The organism is Streptomyces sp. M2CJ-2, from assembly GCF_016757295.1.
In the GTDB taxonomy this organism is placed as follows: domain Bacteria; phylum Actinomycetota; class Actinomycetes; order Streptomycetales; family Streptomycetaceae; genus Streptomyces.
Map to the genome: position 1 here is coordinate 1 of NZ_JAESIF010000007.1, position 21,085 is coordinate 21,085.

The 21,085-nt window shown below is 71.7% G+C and carries 20 protein-coding genes and 1 pseudogene; 11 read left to right on the forward strand and 10 right to left on the reverse strand.

The window, feature by feature from the left end:
* From JL475_RS08640 to JL475_RS08650, 3 genes and pseudogenes are all read right to left on the reverse strand, one after another.
* A pseudogene (locus JL475_RS08640) lies at positions 1–674 on the reverse strand (hypothetical protein); the annotation flags it as partial.
* A gap of 56 nt (positions 675–730) precedes the next feature.
* Complete coding sequence (locus JL475_RS08645) at positions 731–1,984, reverse strand: aromatic acid exporter family protein (protein ID WP_202276853.1); 1,254 nt, start codon at positions 1,982–1,984, stop codon at positions 731–733.
* A gap of 126 nt (positions 1,985–2,110) precedes the next feature.
* The gene (locus JL475_RS08650) at positions 2,111–2,605 is read right to left on the reverse strand and encodes an FBP domain-containing protein (RefSeq protein ID WP_202276854.1); all 495 of its coding nucleotides are present in this window, start codon (positions 2,603–2,605) and stop codon (positions 2,111–2,113) included.
* A 273-nt stretch (positions 2,606–2,878) separates the two neighbouring features.
* Between JL475_RS08650 and JL475_RS08655 the strand changes: the two genes are divergently transcribed.
* The 3 genes from JL475_RS08655 to JL475_RS08665 all read left to right on the forward strand — a co-directional run bounded on the left by JL475_RS08655 (position 2,879) and on the right by JL475_RS08665 (position 5,289).
* Positions 2,879–4,168, forward strand: coding sequence for an ROK family protein (locus JL475_RS08655; RefSeq protein WP_202276855.1), 1,290 nt, complete (start codon positions 2,879–2,881; stop codon positions 4,166–4,168).
* A gap of 109 nt (positions 4,169–4,277) precedes the next feature.
* Positions 4,278–4,541 (forward strand): hypothetical protein, encoded by a 264-nt coding sequence (locus JL475_RS08660; protein WP_202276856.1) that lies wholly within the window; start codon positions 4,278–4,280, stop codon positions 4,539–4,541.
* A 508-nt stretch (positions 4,542–5,049) separates the two neighbouring features.
* A complete protein-coding gene (locus JL475_RS08665; protein WP_202276857.1) occupies positions 5,050–5,289 on the forward strand; it encodes a hypothetical protein in 240 nt (79 codons plus the stop codon).
* 53 nt (positions 5,290–5,342) lie between these two features.
* Here the strand turns inward: JL475_RS08665 and JL475_RS08670 are convergent, their stop codons facing one another.
* Both JL475_RS08670 and JL475_RS08675 read right to left on the reverse strand, forming a co-directional pair.
* Positions 5,343–5,990, reverse strand: a complete 648-nt coding sequence (locus tag JL475_RS08670) for a VanZ family protein (RefSeq protein WP_202276858.1) — start codon at positions 5,988–5,990, stop codon at positions 5,343–5,345.
* An 85-nt stretch (positions 5,991–6,075) separates the two neighbouring features.
* A complete protein-coding gene (locus tag JL475_RS08675; protein ID WP_202276859.1) occupies positions 6,076–6,738 on the reverse strand; it encodes a DUF4230 domain-containing protein in 663 nt (220 codons plus the stop codon).
* 188 nt (positions 6,739–6,926) lie between these two features.
* On the opposite strand from JL475_RS08675, the gene JL475_RS08680 reads away from it, so the two are divergent.
* Entirely contained in the window at positions 6,927–7,880 is a 954-nt protein-coding gene (locus JL475_RS08680) for a ribose-phosphate pyrophosphokinase (RefSeq protein WP_202276860.1), read from the forward strand.
* A gap of 12 nt (positions 7,881–7,892) precedes the next feature.
* On the opposite strand, the gene JL475_RS08685 is transcribed toward JL475_RS08680, so the two are convergent.
* Entirely contained in the window at positions 7,893–8,300 is a 408-nt protein-coding gene (locus JL475_RS08685) for an anti-sigma factor antagonist (protein ID WP_202276861.1), read from the reverse strand.
* Positions 8,301–8,664: 364 nt separating this feature from the next.
* Between JL475_RS08685 and JL475_RS08690 the strand changes: the two genes are divergently transcribed.
* From JL475_RS08690 to JL475_RS08710, 5 genes are read left to right on the forward strand one after another with little or no spacing between them, the layout of a single operon-like run.
* Complete coding sequence (locus tag JL475_RS08690) at positions 8,665–10,470, forward strand: ATP-binding protein (protein ID WP_202276862.1); 1,806 nt, start codon at positions 8,665–8,667, stop codon at positions 10,468–10,470.
* Positions 10,467–10,877 carry a roadblock/LC7 domain-containing protein gene (locus JL475_RS08695; protein ID WP_109378666.1) on the forward strand — a complete coding sequence of 137 codons (411 nt, stop codon included), beginning with the start codon at positions 10,467–10,469 and terminating at the stop codon, positions 10,875–10,877. The genes JL475_RS08690 and JL475_RS08695 overlap by 4 nt, the downstream gene beginning before the upstream one ends.
* A complete protein-coding gene (locus JL475_RS08700) occupies positions 10,874–11,245 on the forward strand; it encodes a DUF742 domain-containing protein (RefSeq protein WP_202276863.1) in 372 nt (123 codons plus the stop codon). Before JL475_RS08695 ends, JL475_RS08700 begins: the two co-directional genes overlap by 4 nt.
* A complete protein-coding gene (locus JL475_RS08705) occupies positions 11,226–11,831 on the forward strand; it encodes an ATP/GTP-binding protein (protein WP_202276864.1) in 606 nt (201 codons plus the stop codon). The genes JL475_RS08700 and JL475_RS08705 overlap by 20 nt, the downstream gene beginning before the upstream one ends.
* Positions 11,828–13,078: a cytochrome P450 gene (locus JL475_RS08710; protein WP_202276865.1), complete on the forward strand. Its 1,251-nt coding sequence runs from the start codon at positions 11,828–11,830 to the stop codon at positions 13,076–13,078. Before JL475_RS08705 ends, JL475_RS08710 begins: the two co-directional genes overlap by 4 nt.
* Before the next feature lie 99 nt (positions 13,079–13,177).
* Here JL475_RS08710 and JL475_RS08715 read toward each other — a convergent pair whose 3' ends face one another.
* A complete protein-coding gene (locus JL475_RS08715) occupies positions 13,178–14,209 on the reverse strand; it encodes a 7-epi-alpha-eudesmol synthase (RefSeq protein ID WP_202276866.1) in 1,032 nt (343 codons plus the stop codon).
* 329 nt (positions 14,210–14,538) lie between these two features.
* On the opposite strand from JL475_RS08715, the gene JL475_RS08720 reads away from it, so the two are divergent.
* Entirely contained in the window at positions 14,539–14,931 is a 393-nt protein-coding gene (locus JL475_RS08720) for a VOC family protein (protein WP_202276867.1), read from the forward strand.
* Between the two features lie 79 nt (positions 14,932–15,010).
* Here JL475_RS08720 and JL475_RS08725 read toward each other — a convergent pair whose 3' ends face one another.
* Positions 15,011–15,316, reverse strand: a complete 306-nt coding sequence (locus tag JL475_RS08725; RefSeq protein ID WP_202276868.1) for a DUF4235 domain-containing protein — start codon at positions 15,314–15,316, stop codon at positions 15,011–15,013.
* A gap of 737 nt (positions 15,317–16,053) precedes the next feature.
* Between JL475_RS08725 and JL475_RS08730 the strand changes: the two genes are divergently transcribed.
* The gene (locus tag JL475_RS08730) at positions 16,054–17,877 is read left to right on the forward strand and encodes an RICIN domain-containing protein (RefSeq protein ID WP_202276869.1); all 1,824 of its coding nucleotides are present in this window, start codon (positions 16,054–16,056) and stop codon (positions 17,875–17,877) included.
* A 33-nt stretch (positions 17,878–17,910) separates the two neighbouring features.
* Here JL475_RS08730 and JL475_RS08735 read toward each other — a convergent pair whose 3' ends face one another.
* Together JL475_RS08735 and JL475_RS08740 are read right to left on the reverse strand one after the other, a co-directional pair.
* The gene (locus JL475_RS08735; protein ID WP_307825000.1) at positions 17,911–18,531 is read right to left on the reverse strand and encodes a DUF4232 domain-containing protein; all 621 of its coding nucleotides are present in this window, start codon (positions 18,529–18,531) and stop codon (positions 17,911–17,913) included.
* On the reverse strand, positions 18,528–20,948 hold the full coding sequence (locus JL475_RS08740) for a SpoIIE family protein phosphatase (RefSeq protein ID WP_202276870.1): 2,421 nt from the start codon (positions 20,946–20,948) through the stop codon (positions 18,528–18,530). Before JL475_RS08740 ends, JL475_RS08735 begins: the two co-directional genes overlap by 4 nt.
* Between the last annotated feature and the right edge of the window lie 137 nt (positions 20,949–21,085).

Consider the following 21,085-nt stretch of genomic DNA (forward strand, 5'->3'; position numbering starts at 1 on the left):
CGGGGCGCGCCGCCGAACGCCGCGGGTGCCGCGCCCGGCGCGGGCGGCGCCGCCATGGCGGGCGCGGCACCGAAGCCGGCGGTGTGGGCCGAGAGCCGCGCCCGCTCCGCCCGCAGCAGGCGCTCCCGCTTCCGCTCCTCCTCGCGCCACCGGGCCAGCGCCTCCGGCTTCAGCGGGAAGGACTGCAACTGGACACCGCCCCACACCTCCTCGCCGGTGACCTGGCCCTCGACGGTCGCGCCCAGCCCCAGTGGCACGGCCACGAACTGGCGGACCGTGCCCTTCCCGGAGTTGATGCCGTCCAGCCAGGGCTGCCGGGGCAGCACCAGGTAGTTCTGCGGGTCGCGAGCCGGCCGGTCGCTCCACGGGCGGCCGGAGACCGCGCACACCTTGCCGACCCCCACCTGCAACGCGGCCGGCTCTTTGGTGCCCGCGAAGCTCAGCCACATGGCCTCCCGCAGATACACCGGGAGCATCACACCGCCGCGTGCCCGCCAGGCTTCGGGCACCGACTCCGCGTAGTCCGCGACACGCCGTACCGGGAACTCGCCCAGGCCCGGCGGCAGGGCGTGCGTTCCCGTCTCCGGCAGCCGCAGCGTACGGATGAACCGCACCGCCGTACCGCCAGGCAGCCGCAAGGTGTTCCCGTCGATCCGCACGGTGGTGTCGGTCATCCGCGCGCCCCCTTCGTCTCCGTGGCCGACGGCGCGCACACCGCCGGCCGGTCCCGTCACAGAGAACGCCCGGCGGTACCCCGCTGGTTCCGGCGCAGCCGCTTCGGCACGCGCAGCCGCTCCCGCATCCGGGTGAGCCGCGGCAGGCGTTCACGCTGCTCGCGCGCGTGCCGGTCCAGCTCCTCCAGCAGCCTTTTCGAACGGTGCTCGATGTCCATCTCGTCGAGAATGCGGTTGACCTCGGTCAGCAGCGCGCCGTGCAACTGCCACTGACGGGCGTCCCGCCGCACCTCCTCCAGCAGCAGTCGGGCCAGCCGGTCGCGGGTCGTGGCGGCCTGCCGCAGCCCCGCGATGAGCCGCTCCTCCGCGGACTCCGCGCTCTCGCTGACGCTCGAGGTGACCAGCACCGAGAAGCTGACCACCGCGTCGGAGATCTCGGCCAGCAACTGTTCGACGGCGGCACCCGTCTCCGGCGGGAACAGGGGGTCCGGCTCGCGTTCCTTCGCGAGGTCGGTGAAGGTGCGTGCCAGCACCCGCAGGACGACCGTGCAGATCTCCAGGGTGTCCAGGCCGGTGCGCAGCACGACCCGGTGCAGCAGCCCCTCCCGCACCCGCGGGTTCAGCCGCAGGCTGTCCTCGGCCTGCCGGAGGTCCGCGTCCACCTCGGAGATGTCGTGATCGAGCCGGCGTGCCTCGTGCAGCCGGGCCGCCGCGCGATGGTGGGGGGTGCGCTCGGAGGCCTGCTCGCCCAGGCGCAGCATCAGCTGCCGCACCCGCCGGGCCAGCGACTCGATCGACTCACCGGCCTCCTCCACCCACACCGGAGGGGCCAGCAGGAGGTTGAAGGCGAGCCCGACGACGGCGCCGATCAGCGTCTCCACGATCCGCGCCCACGCGGTGTCCCCGTGGTGGGTCACCCCGAGCACCAGCATCGCGCTGATCGCCACCTCGGGTACGAACTCGTCCACGCGTACCAGGTGGCCGACGATCAGTGACGCCAGGATGAGCAGGCCCAGACTCCACCAGCTCAGTCCCACCAGCAGGCTGAAGAGGATGGCGACCACCACCCCGGTCACCACGGCGTTCACCCGGCGTACGCCGGTGGTGAGCGTGGAGAACAGGGTGACCTGGACGACGAGCAGAGCCGTCAGGGGGGCGGTGAGCGGGGCGGCTTCCGGGCTCAGCCGCAACGCGATGATGTAGGCGATCGTCGCCGCCGCCGCCGAACGCAGCGTCTGCACGGCCACGGGATCGCGCCGCTGCTTGACGAACTGCCTGGCCGGCGACACCCACTCACGAACCACTTGCATCCTCCGACGGTTCCCCGTCCCCGGACGCATCGAACGTGTTCAGGGAGGACCGTAGTCGGCCGGGTGATGAGCCGGGGCATCCACCGACCAGTGCTTACCAATGCCGACCGATGCCGCGACCGGGTGTCACACCTTGTCGAGGAAGGCGTGGAGGTTGCTCAGCGTGCGGGCGATCTGCTCCTCCAGGGTGAGGGTCTCCTCGAAGCGGGGGCCCGTCTCCGGGACCTTCTTGCCGCGCAGGTAGAGGGAGCAGGCGAGGTCGGTGCACATGTAGGCGCCGACCGAGTTGCCCTCGCGCCCGGCCGTGCCCGCCCTGCGCGCGGTCATCAGGGAGACGCCTCCGCGCGGATGGGTCGTCAGGCACAGCGAGCACATGCTGCGCTGCAGGAACCCGCGCCGGGCGGACTGGAAGCGCAGCGCCACCCCCACCAGGCGGCCCCGGTCCGCACGCTCGGTGACGAGGTAGCCGCGGTCGGGCGCACCCGGGTCCCGCCAGCCCAGGAAGTCCAGCTCGTCCCAGGTCCGCTCCCCGAGATCGTGGGGTACGAACAGGCGCTTGGCCTCACCCTTCGAACAGTTGACAAAGGAACCGCGGATGTCTTGTTCGGTGAGTGATCTCATGGGGTTCTCCCAGCCTGGCCTTTCTGAACCTGGAGGCTCTGGTTTCCGGCCCAGGGTAAGGATCCCGAAGGAGCGTGAGCCAGCGCTTTTCCCCGAGAGGGCCTCGCCGCGGGGCCGCGCGGGGCAAAGTGCGGGGGGCTGTGGCACGGTGACGAGGGCCGACAGTGTTGGTTCACAGTTAGTTCACTACATTAACTAAGGGTGGGGGGAAGTCGCGCCGATCCGGTCCTCGACGGTATGTTGCAGGTCGGGCAGTGTTTCGGGAGGAGCCATATGGCGGGGCGGAACGGGCGCACGGTACGCGACCTCAGACGGGCCAACCGTACGGCCGTGCTGCAGCGGCTCTACTTCGACGGCCCGCTCAGCCGCTTCGAGCTCGGCCCGGCGACCGGCCTCAGTTCCGGCTCGGTGAGCAATGTCGTCGCCGACCTGATCGGTGACGGCCTGGTCGAGGAGGCGGGCAGCGTCGACTCCGACGGCGGCCGCCCGCGCACCCTGCTGCGGGTGGCACCGGTCAGCGGCCACATGATCGGCGTCGATGTCGGCGAGACCCGGGTACGGATCGAACTGTTCGACCTGACCCTCACCGAACTCGCCCGGGCCGAGCGCCCGCTGGAGCAGCAGCGCTACGAGGTCGAGGTCATCGTCGACCACATCCGCGCCGGAATCACCGAGGTGCTCACCACCGCCGACCTCGACCCCGAGCGGCTCCTCGGCGTCGGCATCGGCGTCCCCGGCATCGTCGAGCACACCCCCGACCGGGGCGCCGTCGTGCACGGGCAGACCATCGGCTGGGACGCCATCGAGCTGGAGTCCCTGCTGCGCAGCGGTTCGCCCCTGCCCGAGGGCGTCCGCTACTTCATCGACAACGGAGCCAAGACCCTCGGTCAGGCCGAGATGTGGTTCGGGGCCGGACGCGGCGCCCGCAACGCCCTCGTCGTCCTCTTCGGCTCCGGCGTCGGCGCCTGCCTCGTCACGCCCGAGGTGGAGCACGGCCGCGCGGTCGAGTGGGGGCACCTGACCGTACGGGTGCGGGGCCGCCGTTGCCGCTGCGGCGCGCTCGGCTGCCTGGAGGCCTACGCGGGCGCCGAGTCGCTGCTCGCCCGGTGGCGGGAGGAGGGCGGCCGGGGCCCCGGCGGAACCGACGAGGAGACGGCGCTGACCTCGATGCTCGCCGCCGCCTACCCCGCCGACGGCACCGCCGCCGACCCGGTCGCCCTCGCGGTGCTGGAGGAGACCGCCGAGTACCTGGGTGCCGGCCTCTCCGACCTGATCAACCTCTTCCAGCCGGAGCGCATCCTGATGGGCGGCTGGGCCGGCCTTCAGCTCGGCTCCCGCTTCCTGCCCGCCGTGCGCAGGCACGCCCTGTCGTACGCGCTGCGCCACCCCGCTGAGAACGTGACGATCGAGCTGGGCAGTCTCGGCCCCGACGCCGTCACCGTCGGCGCCGCGATCCTGCCGCTCGCCGACTTCTTCACCTGCGGCGGACGGCGCCCCGATCCGGATCCGCAGTCCCCGCAGCCCGCCTGGCGCAGAGCGCTCCAGGAACGGGCGCCGCGCTGAGGTTTCGCAGCTCACAGCGCAGGTACCCGCGCGGCAGCCCGAGCGACGGCGTACGGACGCCCGTACGCGACGGCCGTACGTGACGGCGTGCGGAGGAAGGGAGAGGACCATGGCCGACCACCGCGACGAAGGACCGGACGAGAGCGGTCAGGGTGTCCCCCGGGACCTGCCCGACCAGCAGGCCGGTGCGGGCGAGGACCCCTGGGAGGTCGCACCCGCCGCCGCCGAGGAGGAGTCCGCCGGACCGGACGCGCCCGGTGAGCGGCAGCCCGACGTCCCCGACACGGACGAGGCCGGGACCGGCCGCCGGGGCGCGCCGCACTCGGCCTCCGCCAACCCGGACCAGCCGGTACCGGACGAGCCCTCCGCCTGACGCGCGGCAGGCCTGCACGGCCACCGCCGTACGGGAAGAACGGGGAAATGCGGGAGAATACGGTGGAATGCGAGGAATGCGAGGAATGCGAGGAAGATGGAAGCCCCGGCCGTGACGGGGGAATCACGGCCGGGGCGGTCAGGGGGTGGGCATGGGCACGGGCGGCGGTCGCCTCTCGGCGGACGGCTCCACAGAGCTTCAGTCGAACGATCGTCCCTGTGGGCGGAAGGTGAGGCCCGGGGACACTGTTCCCTCCGCACCCACGCCTCCTTCAACGGGGAACGGCCTCCGGGTGTTCCGTCCGCATGTCCGGTTCGGGGTGATGTGTGTCACCTCGAACCGCGCTCCCGGGCGCGGTCGCAGCCGGGAACCTGCGGGTCGAGCAGCCTCGGCGCGCACGCGTCGGTGTCGACACTCCGGGGCTCCCGGGTACGGCTGTCGGACTTCCTGTCTGCCGGGTGACTCCCCGAACCCGCGTTCGTCCGGTTTGCGTCCTACCCTTTGAGGCATGACGGAAAGCTGGAGCCTGTACATGACCCATCCACGGATCATGGTGCTCGGCGTACAGCCCGGTACGCCGCCGTTCCGGATCGTGGAGATCGACGGAGAGGTGATCGGCGAGGCAAGAGCGATCACGGACGTGCTGCGGGCCGCCGCCGCGTTCGGGATCACGGTCCATGATCTCGACGACCCGGACACGGTGCGCTGGGTGGGCGGAGACAAGTTCACCTGGACCGTTCGCCGGTAGGCGTGAGGAGAGCGACGCCCTCCGCCCCCGAGGCCGTGGTGGCGCCGCCCGGGTCACACCTGTTTCTTGCTCCTCGGCTCGGCCTCGGGCAGCGGCTCGGCCTTGCCCCTGGACTTCGGCTTCCCCTTGGCGCTCGGCCTCGCGTCGGCCTTCGGCCTCCGTGCGTGCACGGCGCGGCTGAGCCGCCGTCCGAGCAGCAGATACCCGATCAGTGCACCGCTGGTGTTCAGGATGACGTCGTCGATGTCGAAGGCGCGTCCGGTGATCATGGCCCCCTGCGCGAACTCCACCATGAGCATCACGCTCCCGGTCAGCAGCAGCACGCGCAGGAACCCGCGGGTGCGCGGGGCCACCACCGGCGCGAGGAGACCGAAGGGCATGCCCAGAAGGATGTTGCCGCCGACCTGGCGCACGGCGTCGCGCAGCGCGGGCTGGTCGAGATAGGCCCGCAGGGAACGGCCGGGACGCAGATTGGTGTGGATCAGCGCCTCCGAGGCAGGGGAGGGCTGCAGGGTGAGCCGGGCCAGCATCATCGCGAAGACGACCATGAAGGTGAAGGCGCACAGCATCGCGAGCAGCCGGATCGGAAGGGGCAGCGGTCGCGGCCCGCCGTTTTTGCTCCTGGCGCCGGGAGCGGTCCCAGGACCGCTGCCCGGCGTGCGGCGCCACCCGAAGAGCCGGTGTGAGGCAGTGCGGGGCATTCCGTCCTCCTATGGTAAACTGCTCTGCTGGATCGGTCAGTTACCCGGCTACACGACCATCAAGCCGACCCTGTGCCGGTACGGCTCAGTCGCCGTAGGCGACCTTCACCTTCTTGAACCCCAGGGAGCGCAGCAGCCCTTCGAGTATCTCCGTGGTGTTGCTCTCGGCGCGGGCGGTCAGCCCGCTCTCCTTCGCCGCGTCACCGATGTGCCGTACCGCGAGCTTCTGGACGGCCTGCTCGCTGTTGGGGTTGTCCGAGAAGAGGTCACCGAGCCGGTCGAGCAGCCCGCGCTGCTTGGAGACGGCGTAGGAGCGCTCGGGGTCGAGTGCCGGAGTGCCCAGACGGGCGTGCGGCAGCCGCAGGGTGGCGGACGTACGGTCCTCGTCGACCCGTACGTCCTCCTTGCCGAGCTTTCCGAGGTCGACATAGGCGTCGACGGTGCCCGCGCCCACGTACAGGGTGCGGCTGCCGCGGACCGCGTCGGGCAGGAACCTGGCGTCCTTCTCCAGATCCACTACGACCTGGAAGTTGCCGGTCGCCGCGTCGTACCGGCTGATGTCCTGGATGGACTCCAGGAGCGCGGGACCGGAGCGGTCCTGGGTCTCCGTGCCGAACAGGTCCTTCAGGCCCGGCAGTACGCTCAGCCGGACACCGGCGAACAGCACGGCGAGCACCACCACCACCGCGGTCAGTGCCTTCGCCCAGCCCGGTATGCGCCCGGGGAGGCGCCTGATGGGAGTCGTCATGGTGACGGCCCTCCTTCCTACTGACCGAATGCCCCCCACTTCCCCTGACAGACAGGGAAGTTGAGGTGCGGGGGGACAGCGTCGGGAGCACACGGGGGGCGCACGCCGTAGCGGCGCGGCGGGCTGGGTGAGGGCTCGTGGCCAGTAGCATGAGGCTCCCGGCCGACAGCTCATCGGAGGATCCGACCGTGCGAGACATCGCCGTGTTCAGCGGCAGTGCCCATCCGGAACTGGCGGCGGAGGTCTGCGCGCATCTCGGTGTACCGATCAGCCCGGTCCGCGCCAGCCGGTTCGCCAACGACTGCCTGGAGGTGCAGCTGCTGGCCAACTGCCGGGAGCGGGACGTGTTCCTGATCCAGCCCCTGGTCAAACCGGTCCAGGAACACCTCGTGGAGCTCCTCCTGATGTGCGACGCGGCCCGTGGGGCGTCCGCCTCCCGGATCACCGTCGTGATGCCGCACTACTCCTACGCCCGTTCCGACAAGAAGGACGCCCCGCGCATCTCCATGGGCGGACGCCTGGTCGCGGATCTCCTGGTGGCGGCAGGCGCGAGCCGCGTCCTGGCGATGACCCTGCACGCACCGCAGGTGCACGGCTTCTTCTCGGTGCCGGTGGACCACCTGCACGCACTGCGTGAACTGGCCGCGCACTTCCGCCAGTACGACCTGAGCCGCACCACCGTCGTCTCGCCCGACCTGGGCAACGCCAAGGAGGCAGCGGCGTTCGCCCGGCTGATCGGGGCGCAGGTGGCGGCCGGGGCGAAGCAGCGGTTCGCCGACGACCGGGTGCGGATCAGTTCCGTCATCGGTGAGGTGGCCGGGCGGGACGTCATCGTCCTGGACGACGAGATCGCCAAGGGCAGCACGGTGCTCGAACTGCTCGACAGGCTAAGGGAACTGGGCCCGCGATCCATTCGCGTGGCCTGCACGCACGGCCTGTTCGCGGCCGGCGCGCTCAAACGCCTGAGCGAGCAGCCCGACGTGCTGGAGATCGTGTGCACCAACACCGTTCCGGTGCCCGCCGACGAGCACACGGACAAGCTGCGGGTCCTGTCCATCGCCCCGGCGCTCGCCGAGGCGGTGCGCCGCATCCACAACGGTGAGTCGGTCAGCGCCCTGTTCGACGCCCCGCCGACCGCGTAGCGGCCCGGACGCTCACATCGGGCCGGGTGCGGCCCCGGGGTGTTCCAGGGCCGCGTCCAGGGTGGGCCGAGGGGGCAGCAGCCCGGCCAGGCCGGTGATCCGCAACAGGCGCAGGGTCAGCGCGTGGGTGCACACGAGGTGCAGCCGGCCGTGCTGGTCCAGCACCCGCTGCCGGGCGCGGTACAGCAGGCGCAGACCCGAGGCGTCCAGGAACTCGATTCGGGTCAGATCGAGCACGATGCGGCACTCGGGGTCCGAGGTCGCCGCATCGAGGTGCGGGACGACCTCCGCCTCCGCGGCTATGTCGATCTCGCCGTGGAACTCCAGCACGGTGTGTCCCCGGTCCTGGTGGACGCGGAGATACCGGGTAGGCGGTGCAGGTTGGTGCCGCACCACGCCATCGCCTCCAGCCTGCTCCATGCGCGGTGGGATCGGCCCAACGCCGCTCCCTGCCTTGCAAGTTACCCTTGGGCGGGCGGATGCGGGCATGTTTGAATGTCATATGTCTTCGAATTGCGGCCACGTTCTTCCGGGTGGCGACTGCTGTCGGATCCAACTGCCAAGCAAGTAAGGCCACTTGTGGATCCTCACCTCTCCTCCGGAGCGTGACGGAACCCTCACTTCCACCACCCCCCGAACTTGATCCTTTTGTGGTGGGAACCGATAAGCTCCTTGACAGCGCTGCGAGTTGAAGCGATCGCGCCGCGCTCGTTCGCGGTCCGTACCCCTGAGTGCGATCCCTTGCACACCCCCCTGTTCGATCGTGTTGCTTCGAAGGATGCAGATGGAACTCGCCACTCCGCCACCGGCGGCGCGGCCTCCTGTCGCCTGGTACAGCTGGTGGTTGATGCCGCTGGGCCTGGGCGGCGGGACGGTTGCCGCCACGTTCATGAGCTCGGAGCGAATAACGACGGCCGTCGCCGGCGCCGCCGCCACGGCGGCCGGTGCGATGTGCGTACGGCTGTTGCTCCGCACCCGGACCCGACTGGCCCGGACGGAGCACACCCTCCGTGCCGCACAGGCCGACCACGAGGAGCGGTTCGCCGAGCGGAACGCCGCACACGAACGGCTCCTCGCCGACCGGAACACGGCACACGAGGACCGACTCGCAGCCCAGGCGCAGTCCTTCGAAACGCGGATCGTTGAGCAGGCCGAGCGCCACGACGCCTGGCTGGCCGAACAGGCAGCCGGTCACGAAGCGCGGATCGCCGAGCAGCGTGAGGCCCTGCGGGAGCAGTCGGCGCACCAACTGGCCGCGGTGACCAGGCTCGCCGACGAGCAGTTGCCGGAGGCGATCGAGCGGCTGCGCGCCGGTGACGCCATCGACGACGTGCTGCCGAGCGTCGACCGGAGCGCCGAGGTCGGGGTCGAACTCCAGACCGAACTGCGCAGGACCCTGCGGATCGCCCTGATGGCGCTCGAGGAGGAGTTCGACCGCTCCACCTCCGCCGAACAGGCCGTCATCAGCATCGGCAACCGCATCCACGTACTGACCAGCAAACTCCGGGGCCGGCTGCACGAACTGCAGGGCGAGCACGGCCGCCTCCCGGTCGTCGCCCGAGGCCTGATGGAACTCGACCAGGAGATCGGTCCCGCCGACTGCCTCGCCGCCAGCGTCGGTGTGCTCGGCGGTTCGGACCGGCCGGGCAGGCAGTGGCAGGAGCCGCAACGGCTGCTGAGCGTGATGCGCGGCGGCATCGGCCGGATCAAGGACTTCCACCGCGTCCAGCTGCGCCGACTGCCCGAACTCGGCGTCGACGGCGGCCTGGTGGACCACCTCACGCTGATCTTCGCGCATCTGCTGGACAACGCGGCGCGCTACTCGCCGCCCACCGAGCCCGTGGTCGTCTCCGGCAAGGAGGTCCCGAACGGCGTCGGCATCGAGATCCAGGACTCCGGCAAGGGCCTGAGCGAGGAGAAGAAGCGCGAGGCCGAACACGCCCTCGCGGGCACCGCGCCCGGCGCGGGGATCGGCGGCATCACCGAGGACGCGAACATCGGCCTCAGGGTCGTCGGCGTCCTCGCCCGCCGCTACGGCATCCGCGTCACCTTCGCGGACTCGCCGTGGCTCGGCACCTCGGTGGTGGTCGTCGTACCGCACAAGTACTTCAGCCCGCTGCCCACGGCCGCCGCGGCGCCGACCGCTCCCGCGCCGAAGACCCCCGCCGTCCCGTCCGTCCTGCCGTGGACCGCGGTCACCGACGACGGGGAGGCCGACCGCCGGCCGGCCGAATCCGCCGTGTCCCCGGAGCCCGACGGAGAGCCGGCCACCACGCCCGGCGGACTGCCCCGCCGCCGCAGCGCCAGGCGGACCGAGGCGGAGCCGCAGCCGACGGGACGGCCCGAGCGCGGCGGGCCGAGCACCGTCACCCCCGTACCACCGGACGCGTCCTTCGTCGGCCTCGCCGCCTTCGCCACCGCCGGCCGCGACATCGCCGGACGCGACAGCGCGGCACACGACGCGGGGGCGCACGATTCCCGAGAACGCGACACCGGCGCGGCGCCCGAAGCGGCCACCACCGGTGACACCCCCGCAGGACGCGAGTCGTCCACCGAGCACCGCACCGAGGAGAGCGACCACACCCCATGACACAACAGGGAAACGACGTGAGCTGGGCGCTCCGTGATCTCGTCGAGAGCATCCAGGAGATCCGCTTCGCCCTCGTGGCCTCCAGCGACGGCAAGGCCATCACCTCCTTCGGGGCGGACGACCCCGACGACGTGGACCGCTTCGCGGCCGTGGTGGCCGGTCTGCAGGCGCTGGCCCAGCCGGTCGCCGAACAGTTCCCCTCCTACGCGGGGCAACTGCGGCTGGCGATGATCGAGGTCGACGGCGGTCACCTCTTCGTGGTCCGCGCCGGCGTGGAGACCTACCTCGGCGTCCTCGCCCGGGAGGGCCTCGACCAGGGCCTGCTCGGGCACCAGATGAGAGACCTCGCCCGCAGAATGGGAGAGCTCCTCGGCACCACTCCGCGCCTGGAGGAGCACTCTGGATGAGTGCTCCCCGCCGGCCGTCGGACCCGTCCGGTCTCGAGCGTTACTACGTCCTCACCGGAGGGCGCAGCGGACCGGGCGGTTCGGCGGCGAGTCTCGACGTGGCGACCCTCGTCGTCTCCCGCTCGGCCCCCGTCCCGGGGATGCAGCACGAGCACGAGGAGATCGTCCGGCACTGCCGCGATCCGCTCTCGGTCGCCGAACTCGGCGCCCACCTCGGACTGCCGTTCAACATTCTCGCCGTGCTGCTGTCGGACCTGCTGGACGAAGGCCACGTCGAAGCCCGTGACCCCATGCCGGCCCACGACGCCGGCCGCGGGCCCGACCTCGCGCTCCTTGAGGAGGTACTCAGTGGACTTGAAAGGCTTTGAGCAAGCCGGTCGGCATACGGCCGGGGACACCCGCTCGGTGAAGGTGATGATCGCCGGCGGCTTCGGTACCGGAAAGACCACGATGGTCCGGTCGGTCAGCGACATCAAGCCGCTCACCACCGAGGAGACCCTCACCCAGGCCAGCGCCGCCGTCGACCACCTCATCGGTGTCGCCGACAAGGCGGAGACCACCGTCAGCCTGGACTTCGGCAAGATCGGCATCAACGACAGCCTGGTCCTGTACCTGTTCGGCACGCCCGGTCAGGAACGGTTCTGGTTCCTGTGGAACGGACTGTTCAAGGGCGCGCTCGGCGCCGTCGTCCTGGTGGACACCCGGCGGCTTGCCTCCAGTTTCCGGGCGATCGAGGAGATGGAACGGCAGAAGGTGCCCTTCGTCATCGCCCTCAACATCTTCCCCGACTCCAAGCACTACCCGGTGGACGAGATCCGGGACGCCCTGGACATCCCCGAACACATCCCGGTCGTGGCCTTCGACGCACGGGACCGGGCCGCCAGCCGCGATGTGCTCGTCACCCTCATCCATCACCTGCGGGAACGCTCGGCCGTGGCCCTGGAGTCCCGATGAGCGACCCGACCGAGAACACCCCCGGCGCGACCCGCGGCTGCCCCGTCGCCCACCACGGCGCGGACCTCGCCCGGCTGTACGGGCAGGAGGCCGCCGGTGACCCGGGCGGCGTCCACGAGCGGCTGCGCAAGGAACACGGGTCGGTCGCGCCGGTGCTCCTGGAGGGCGACGTGCCGGCCTGGCTGGTGCTCGGCTACCGGGACAACCGCCGGGTGCTCGACAACCCCCGCCAGTTCACCCGGGACGCCCGGATCTGGCGGGACCGGCGTGAGGGGCGCGTCGCGGACACCTCACCGCTGGTCCCGATGCTCGGCTGGCGCCCCGACTGCGTCTCCCAGGACGGCGAGCCGCACCGCAGGCTGCGCGGAGCCGTCACCGACGGACTCCAGGCCGCAGCCGGCCGCGGTGTCCGACGGCACGCCACGCACTTCGCGAACAAGGAGATCGACGCCTTCGCGGATTCGGGCAGCGCCGATCTGGTGAGCGACTACGCCGACTACCTGCCGATGCTGGTGCTCACCCGCGTCCTGGGGCTGCCCGAGGCGGAGGGGCGCGACCTGGTCGAGTCCTGCGCCCAGGTCCTCAAGGGCGGCGAGGACGCCGTCACGCACGACAGCCGCATCCAGGAGATCCTCGGGGCGCTCGTCGTGCGCAAGCGGTCCGAACCCGGCAGCGACCTCACCACCGCCCTGCTGGCCCACCACGCCGGGCTCGACGAGGACGAGGTGGTCAGCCACCTGCGACTGGTGCTGATCGCCGGCCACACCACCACCAGCAACCTGCTGGCCAGGGTGCTCCAACTGGTCCTCACGGACACCGCACGGCTCTCCGGGCTGATCAGCGGTCGGCTGAACGTCTCCGCGATCGTCGAGGAGGTCATGTGGAACAGCCCGCCGCTGGCCGTTCTGCCGGGCCGGTTCGCCACCAGCGACCTGGAACTCGGCGGTCACCGCGTCCGCGAGGGCGACCTGCTGGTGCTGGGCCTCGCGGCGGGCAACCAGGACCCCGAGATCCGCCCGGACGCCGGGGTGTCCGTGCAGGGCAACCAGTCGCACCTGGCGTTCAGCGGCGGGCCGCACGAGTGTCCGGGCCAGAACATCGGCCTGGCCGTCATCGAGATCGCCGTGGACGTCCTGCTGCACCGGCTGCGGGACCTGCGCCTGGCGGTACCGCCGGGGGAGCTGTCCTCGACCGCCTCCACCTGGGAGACCCGGCTGGACCGTCTGCCCGTCGAGTTCAGTGTTTGACGCCGACGGTGCCGCCGGTGCCGCGACCGCCGACCGGGCCGGCCACCGTGACCGGTGGTGCTGCGCGGCCCCGCCACGGGGCCGCGCAGCACCACCGGCTCACACGGTCAGCAGGTCGTCGACCGAGCCGCGGCCCGCCTGTTCGGCCGTGGCCACCGCTCCCTCCTTCGCCGCCGCGTAGCGGCCGCTGGTCAGGGCCCACTCGTAGTTGCCCTCGATCCAGTGCTGAATGGCCTGTACACCCTTGTCCACCCGGTCGCGTTCCTCCGTGTCGAGCCCCAACTCGTCGCACATGTCGGGCACCCGCGACTCGAGGAGGAGATACTCGTCCAGGCAGGCGGTCGTCATGCGGTACGCCTCGGCGGCGGCCTCCTCCCAGGAGCAGCCGCGCTCCCGGTGCAGTACGGCGATCAGGTTGTGGCCGTCGCCGCGGCGCCGCTCCCGCTCGAAGGAGTGGATGTCGTTCATGAACCCGATGGTGTCCGCGGCCAGATCACGCATCCGCTCCATCAGCGGATGCGCCATCGCCCGTGCCGGCACCTCGAAGCCGCGGCTGCGCTCACCGGCGTCGATGCTGTGGTGGATGCCGACGGTACGGCGCCGGAACACGGTGTACTCGTCGAGGCCGAGCGTCCCGGCCAGCCCGCGGGCCGCCAGGTCGACCTCCTCGCAGTGGGCCACCAGGAACCGCCCCCAGGACGCCGCGAAACGGGTCTGCCAGGTCAGGGACATGCCATCCGAGAGGCGTTCCCAGACCTGAGCCCAGGCCACCGTGATCGGACAGACCACCCGAGGGGTGCTTCCCGCCGGCCGCAGCGGGGTGACGATCAGCTCCCGCGCCACGTCCGCTATCAGGTCCGCGCGGTCCGGCCGACCGGAGTCGAACTGGTCGTCGAAGAGGAAGGCCAGGGAGAACCAGTTCATCAGGACGACCATGTCCTCGGCCGAGGCGTACGGATAGGTACGGGCGGCGGCCTGCGGCAGGTCCCAGGAGCGGTACTCGTCGAACCCGTCCCGGCTGCGGACCAGGCCCATCTCCCACACCCAGCGCAGATGGCGCGCGCGGGCGTACTCCAGATGCTCGCTGACGGGGGTGTTGAAGGGGAGATCGAACCGGACGTCCTGAGACATGTGCTTCCTTTCGGGAGACGGAACGCAGAGTCCCCCAGCCCTGCGGGCGGGCCGTCCTCGCGACCGCCCGCACACTTGAACTCGGCTTCACGGAACGAAAGTTGAACCGGGAAGCGGTACGAAGCTGCCCAGATCCCAAATGATCTACACCGGGCGCCCCTCGTGATGTCTGTTACTTCACAGGTCACTTGAGGTGCTTACCGGCCCAAACACCCCTGAAGTCACTGGACTTGGTGCCCGGATTGAAACCGTCGAGCGGGGACAGGTGCCAGGTACGGGCCGGGGTGCCGCCCCGGGCCCGGACGGATCCGGACCCCGCGGAGGAAGACATGGCACTGGTACATGCCGGAGTGGTGGTGCTCGACTGCGCCGAGCCCGAGAAACTCGCCGAGTTCTACCGGGAACTGCTGGAGGCCGAGGTGGCCGACGCCAACGCCAACCGGGTGGAGCTCCGGGCCGCCGACGGCTTCCGGTTGGCGCTGCGCCGCGACGTCAACACCACCGCCCCAAGCTGGCCACGCCCCGAGAACTCGCTCCAGGCGCACCTGGAGTTCGTGGTCGAGGACCTGGATGCCGCGGAACGCCTGATCGTGGGCCTCGGCGGCCGTGCGGTGGAGACGAAGGACGTCACCGGGCCCCGGGAGGAACGCGGCTGTGCCGACCCGGCCGGGCACTCCTTCACCCTGCGCCGCGGGGTACCGGTGGGGCCGAAACAGGGCTGACGGACGCCTCCCACCCGGCCCCGGTGCCCGGCGCGCCCGGGGCCGGGCACCGGGGAGCAGAGGCGGGGTGCGACCTCAGTCAGTCACGTCCGCCCTTGTCCGGGACCGGCCAGTAGCCCGTCGAGCGCTCGATGGCCTTGGCGCCCGCGCGGTCCACGGCACTGCGCACCGCCGCGAAGATGGCGCCCTGGATCGCGGCGGCCAGCAGGATCTCGCCCCAGCGGCGGTCCCGGTCCAGCGCGTCGGGCGCGTTGTCCTCGTGCCGGATCACCTTCCATGTCTTCTGGAAGGCGATCCCCGCCAGGGTGCCGCTCGTCCAGCCCAGCGCGAACCCGATGGGCTTGTACGCCAGGGGCAGCTTCTTCTTCTTGGTCTTCTTCGCCACGTGGATCTCCCAGGTCGGTTCCAGCGTTCAAGAGTCCCTGTGACCACGTTCCCCGTTTTGAGCCGTGGGCACGGCCCCACCGCACCCGACCGGGTGCCTCGAAAACGCGAGAGGCGCGAGAGGCAGGGTGGAGAGCCCCGCCGCGACGGGGGAACGCGGCGGGGCCCGACCTGCGGGTGCCCGTCGACCGGGGCGTCATGCACGGCGGAGCGAAGAAGATCCCGGAGCTCCGGGTGGGGAGCGGCCCGAGGGCCGTGCGGTGCCGGCGGACCGGACGAGTGGCCAGGGTTTCGGGTGATCGAACAGCCCGGGGAACCCTTCCCCCACCGTCCTCGTCCGCGCCGCCGCGGTCCAGGCGCGGGCCGCGGCGGCGGTGCCCCTTTCGGGACACCGGGCATCGAACCGGATGATCGGGCGCGTGAAATCAAGTACCTCGAATCTCATTGACACTTTGTCAAAAAGCTTTTATTCGTGGGAGAAATGCGCGAAACCGCGGAGTCCCTTGTTCCTGCTCGTTGACCTGTGCAAAAGTGGGTCGTACCGGCGTGCGGACAATGTCTTTTGTCCTGGTGTGCGCGTGGCCGCTCCCCGCAGGCCGATCGGCTCCAGAAGAGCTGTTCCGGGCGGGTGTTCGAGATGTCGAATCCCGTACGGACGGGCTCCCGTCGTATCGTCGGTGAGGCTGCGGGCCCGCTGGTACGGACTTTATTCCGCGCATCCTCGAGAGGACTGCATCCGTGAAGGACACCGGTCTGTCGTATTCCCGGGTTCCGGCCCATTCGTCCGAGGTGACGGACGAGCAGCTGGCCGCCGAGCTGAGGAAGTGGACGGGTGCCACACCGGCGCTGCACCCCGCCGGTGAACTGCTCGACCGGCACTGGGAGTCGGTCTTCGGCTACGCCCGACTGTGCACCGACGGCCCGCGGTCCGCCGGGATGCTCACCACCGCCGCGTTCACCCGGCTCTTCGGCGAGACCCTGAAGCACAACGGGCCGGGTTCCGCGTGGCGACCCCAACTCCTCGTCACGGTCCGCAGGATCGCCGCCGAGTGGATCGGCGACCACCGGTGCGAGATGCTCCGTCCCGACCTCACCGCCGAGTCCGGTGACGAGCGACGGCCGGCCACCCGGCTGCTGCCGCTGCCCGAACGGCGTTTGCTGTCAGGGGCGTTCCAGCGACTGCCGCAGTCGGCACGCTGTCTGCTGTGGCACGTGGAGGTCGAGTCCGAACCGCTCCACGTCCCTGCCGGGTTGCTCGCGCTGGACGAGGAGGGTGCCCGCATCGAACTGCGCCGCGCCCAGGACCGGTTGCGCGACGAAGTCCTCCAACTCCACGGCGAACTGGCCCCCGACCAGGAGTGCCGTCGCTATCTCCGCCTGCTCGAGGTGACCTACCGGCGAGTGGGCACCGAACTCGACCCGGATCTGCGCACACACCTGGACAGCTGCGTCCACTGCCGGCACGCCGCGGACCAACTCGCCTGCTTCACCACCGGACTCGGCACGGCCCTGGCGGAGGCGGTCCTCGGCTGGAGCGCACGGGAGTACGTGGAGAGCAGGTCCCGGGCGGCCTACGCGACCGACGAGCCGACGGACGGGTCCACGGGCGGTGGCACGGCGGCCGAGGAGCGGCCGTCGCCCGAGGGCGTCGTCGGCACGGCCTTCCCCGGTCCCGCAGACGGGCCCTCGGGCACGACGGACGAGTCGTTCACCGGCCCGGCGCCGATCCCGCCCCTCCCCACCGAGGAACCCCGCACCGCCCCCGCCGTGCCCCCGGTCCCGAACACCGCCGCGCACCCGGCCCCTCGTCCCGCTCCCCGCCCCGGGCGACGTGCGGCACCTCGCACCGGTTCTCGCGGTGCCGTGCTCCGCGCCGGTTCCCGCGTCGCCCGGAAGGCCGCCCGCCGGGCCGCTCGCCGGCGCAACCTCGCCGCGGGCATCCTCACGGTCAGCGGGCTGATCGTCCTTCCGCTGGTGCTGTGGACCTCGGGCGGCTCCGACGCCTCCGCGCGGGGCGACGACCGTCCCTCCGAAACCCCCGGTGCCGAGGAGGGCACCCCGTCGCCCGCCGACCCCTCGCGGTCCGGCTCCGGCGAGGTGGTGAAGGGTGCCCTGCGCGGCCGGCTGCACAACACCGCCTCCGGCCTGTGCGTCGGCGTGGTCGGCGACCGTGCCGTGGCGGGAGCCGAGACCGAGCTCACCGCCTGCTCGGCGGGCGAGGTCCAGCAGTGGACGTACGAGACGGACGGGCTGCTGCGCAACGCCGCGGAACCGGACCTGTGCCTCGATTCCCGTCTCGGTTACTCGGTGCGGCTGGCCCGGTGCACGGGCTCGGCACGGGCGAACGCCGACAGCGCGCGCTACGACTTCACCGTTCAAGGCAGCCTGGTGCCCCGCTCGGGCCAGGACCTGGGGCTGGCACCCGCGGCGACCGACGGCTCGGGCGCCCTCGTCCTCAAGACCCGCGACGACTCGGACGCCCAGCGCTGGGCGATCCACGCCTCGGCGCCCGACCCGCGGAAGAAGGTCGTCGACCGGGGCGCCGACGGACCGCGACGGTGAGGCGTCCGCCGCGGGCGGACGCACGCACCCGCGTCAGGGGCCGGTGCCCTCGCTCAGTACCGTGACGAACACCGCGGAGAAGTCACCGGCGACGGGCACGGCACCGGCCGTCCAGGGCACCTTCAGGGAGTCCCGCTCGTCCGGCGGGGTCACCAGCAGCGCCGCAGGGGTGGCCGTGCGGGCCCCGCTGATGCCGGGCGCGGAGAACCGCAGCCCCGCCCACGCGCTCTCGCCGGGCTCCAGTGCGACGCGCGCGGCGTCACCGGGGGAGCGCTTCGGGTCGGGGCCGAGCTGCCTGCCGGACGCGTCCACGAAGGCGGCGCCGGGATAGCCGTACAGGGTGCAGGAGCGGGAGGAGACGTTGGTCAGTACGACGGGGAAGTTGCGCTGACCCGCGCCCGGATCCACGCCACCGACCCGGGCGCGCAACTCGGAGGTGTGGCAGCGGGCCGTGGCGCGGTCGGCCGTCCTCGCGGAGGCGGTGACGGCGGAGGCGGCACCGGCGTCCGAGGCCGTGGTGACGCCGGAGGCCGCGGTGCCGGTGCCGGTTTCGGTGCCGCAGGACGCCACCGCGCCGAGTACCGCCAGCGCACTCGCGAGGACAGCCGCCCGACGCACGAGGGTCCCGCCCCTGATGGTTCGAAAAGCGCTCACAGCTCCTCCTGTTCCAGCAGTCCCAGTTCGGCCCAGATGGTCTTGCCCTCGGCGGTGTGCCTGCTGCCCCACCGCTGGGTGAGCTGGGCGACCAGGAGCAGCCCCCGTCCACCCTCGTCCCAGGTCTTGGCGCGCCGCAGGTGCGGGGCGGTGTGGCTGGTGTCGGACACCTCGCAGATCAACGTCGCCGCGTCGCAGATGAGCCGGAGCCGGATGGGCGGGGCGCCGTAACGGATCGCGTTGGTGACCAGCTCGCTCACCACCAGCTCGGCGGTGAACGACGCCTCGGTCAGGGACCAGACGCCCAGCTGGTCCAGGACCTGTTTGCGGATCGGCGCGACCAGCGCGGGGTCGGCCGGGATGTCCCAGGTGGCGACCCGGGAGGACGGCAGCCCGCGGGTCCGGGTCAGCAGCAGGGCCGCGTCCTCCGTCCTGCTGCCCGGACCGAGCAGGGTGTTCAGGACACGGTCGCAGGCCCCGTCGAGCGATCCCGAGGCCGCGTCGGACAGGGCGTCGGTGAGCGTCGGCCGAGCGGTTTCCGTGTCGCCCGCCGGGCCTTCGGTCAGCCCGTCGGTGTAGAACGCCAGCACGGAGCCCTCGGACAACTCCAGCTCCACGGACTCGAAGGGCAGACCGCCCAGGCCCAGTGGCGGTCCGGACGGCAGGTCGAGCAGGCGGGCCGGCCCGTCCGGCGGAACCAGCACGGGCGGCGGATGCCCCGCCCGTGCCAGGGTGCAGCGCCGGGACACCGGGTCGTACACCGCGTACAGGCAGGTCGCGCCGACCTCGCCGCGACCGCTGTCGGCGGCCTCGTCACGGTCGCCGACAGCGTCGCCGGCCGACTCGTGGGCGAGGTGCAGGACCAGGTCGTCGACGTGGGTGAGGAGTTCGTCGGGGGCCAGATCGATGTCGGCGAGGGTACGGACGGCCGTACGCAGCCGGCTCATCGTCGCGGAGGCCTGGATGCCGTGGCCGGCGACGTCCCCCACCACGATGGCCACCCGCATCCCGGACAGCGGGATCACGTCGAACCAGTCGCCGCCCACGCCGGAGCGCGCGGCCGGCAGATACCGGGAGGCGGAGTCCACCGCGGCCGTCCGGGGCAGGCCGCGGGGGAGCAGGCTGCGCCGGAGCGTGCGGGTGGTCTCGCGTTCACGGGAGTAGCGGCGGGCGTTGTCGATGCAGACGGCGGCCCGTGCCGTGACCTCCTCGGCCAGCAGCACGTCGTCGTGGGTGAAGGACTCGGGGTGCCGGAACCGGGTGAACACCGCGACGCCGAGCGTGGTACCGCGGGCCTGGAGGGGGACGGACAGCATCGAGTGGACGCCGAGCTCCCGGACCTGCCGGGCGTGGGTCTCGTCGGCCGCGAGCCACGGGTTGAGATCGCCCGAGGGCACCGAGGCGACGACGCTGTGACCGGCGATCAGCGAATCGGCCTGGGGGGCGGCGGCCGGGTAGACGATCACCTCGTCCGTGTCGGCGATCGACTCGAAACCGACCGGGTCGTGGGACCGGTGGGCCACCCGGCGCAGAGCGACCGGCAGGGTCGGCGGATCGGTGACTTCGGCACCCAGGTCGTTCTGCTCGAGCAGGTCGACGCTGACGAAATCGGCGAGCGCGGGCACACAGACCTCCGTCAGTTCCTGCGCCGTCCGGGTGACGTCGAGGGTGGTGCCGATGCGAATGCTGGCCTCGTTGACGAGCTGCAGCCGTGCCCGCGCGCTGTACTGCTCGGTGAGGTCGTGGGCCGTCACGCATACGCCGGCCACCCGGCCGCCCTCATCGGTGAGGGGCGCGATCCGGGCCAGCCAGGCCCGTGCACGACCCACCCCGGCGGCACGTACGCGGGTCTGCATGTCGTGTCCCCGGCCGCTTTGCAGCACCTGGCTCATGTGCCGCTCCAGCTCGAAGTGCCGGGGCTCGCCGCCCAGCTCGGTGGGCCTGAGCCCGCGCAGCTGGCGGGCCGGCAGCCCGAGGAGGGCCGCCATCGCGTCGTTGACACCGCGCAGGCGCAGGTCCCGGTCGAAGACCGCGGTGGCGCACGGGGACTGGAACATGGCCGCACGGAGCAGCGGGTCCTCGGCCGGATCGGTTTCCCCGGACCCCAGCGGTGTGACGGCCAGCCAGTCGCCGGTGCCGCCGGCCTCCCGCCGGACGCGGTGGGCGAGCACCCACACGGTGACGGTGCCACCGTCTTGGTGCCGAAGTGCGAGCGTGCCGCTCCAGAGTGTGCCCGACGGCGGTGGGGGCGGGGCCGCGCCGGCGGCGAGCAGGTCGGCCGCGGGGCGGCCGACCACCTCCTCGGCGCTGTGGCCCAGCAGCAGCCGGGCACCTTCGTTCCACCGTACGAGGGTGCCGTCGGAGGCGATGACGGCGCGGGCCGTCACCGGATCGTCGAACGGGTCGTCCGGCCTCATCGTCGCCACTCCATCGCGCACACTCACCGTGAACTGGTGGATCGCCAGAGTTCCAGCCTAGTGCGTCAGAGCCGGACGTGGCCCGGTACCCCGGTCGGCCCGGGACCGTGAGACCGGGGCGGGAGTGGCGGGTGCGG

Bases quoted from the DNA above. Each gene is read 5' to 3' on its own strand.
- JL475_RS08655 (WP_202276855.1), top strand. From the start codon at position 2,879: ATGGCGGGGCGGAACGGGCGCACGGTACGCGACCTCAGACGGGCCAAC.
- JL475_RS08700 (WP_202276863.1), top strand. From the start codon at position 10,874: ATGAGTGCTCCCCGCCGGCCGTCGGACCCGTCCGGTCTCGAGCGTTAC.
- JL475_RS08670 (WP_202276858.1), bottom strand. From the start codon at position 5,990: ATGCCCCGCACTGCCTCACACCGGCTCTTCGGGTGGCGCCGCACGCCG.
- JL475_RS08715 (WP_202276866.1), bottom strand. From the start codon at position 14,209: ATGTCTCAGGACGTCCGGTTCGATCTCCCCTTCAACACCCCCGTCAGC.
- JL475_RS08685 (WP_202276861.1), bottom strand. From the start codon at position 8,300: ATGGAGCAGGCTGGAGGCGATGGCGTGGTGCGGCACCAACCTGCACCG.
- JL475_RS08650 (WP_202276854.1), bottom strand. From the start codon at position 2,605: ATGAGATCACTCACCGAACAAGACATCCGCGGTTCCTTTGTCAACTGT.
- JL475_RS08740 (WP_202276870.1), bottom strand. From the start codon at position 20,948: ATGAGGCCGGACGACCCGTTCGACGATCCGGTGACGGCCCGCGCCGTC.
- JL475_RS08660 (WP_202276856.1), top strand. From the start codon at position 4,278: ATGGCCGACCACCGCGACGAAGGACCGGACGAGAGCGGTCAGGGTGTC.
- JL475_RS08690 (WP_202276862.1), top strand. From the start codon at position 8,665: ATGGAACTCGCCACTCCGCCACCGGCGGCGCGGCCTCCTGTCGCCTGG.
- JL475_RS08665 (WP_202276857.1), top strand. From the start codon at position 5,050: ATGACGGAAAGCTGGAGCCTGTACATGACCCATCCACGGATCATGGTG.
- JL475_RS08720 (WP_202276867.1), top strand. From the start codon at position 14,539: ATGGCACTGGTACATGCCGGAGTGGTGGTGCTCGACTGCGCCGAGCCC.
- JL475_RS08645 (WP_202276853.1), bottom strand. From the start codon at position 1,984: ATGCAAGTGGTTCGTGAGTGGGTGTCGCCGGCCAGGCAGTTCGTCAAG.
- JL475_RS08695 (WP_109378666.1), top strand. From the start codon at position 10,467: ATGACACAACAGGGAAACGACGTGAGCTGGGCGCTCCGTGATCTCGTC.
- JL475_RS08710 (WP_202276865.1), top strand. From the start codon at position 11,828: ATGAGCGACCCGACCGAGAACACCCCCGGCGCGACCCGCGGCTGCCCC.
- JL475_RS08675 (WP_202276859.1), bottom strand. From the start codon at position 6,738: ATGACGACTCCCATCAGGCGCCTCCCCGGGCGCATACCGGGCTGGGCG.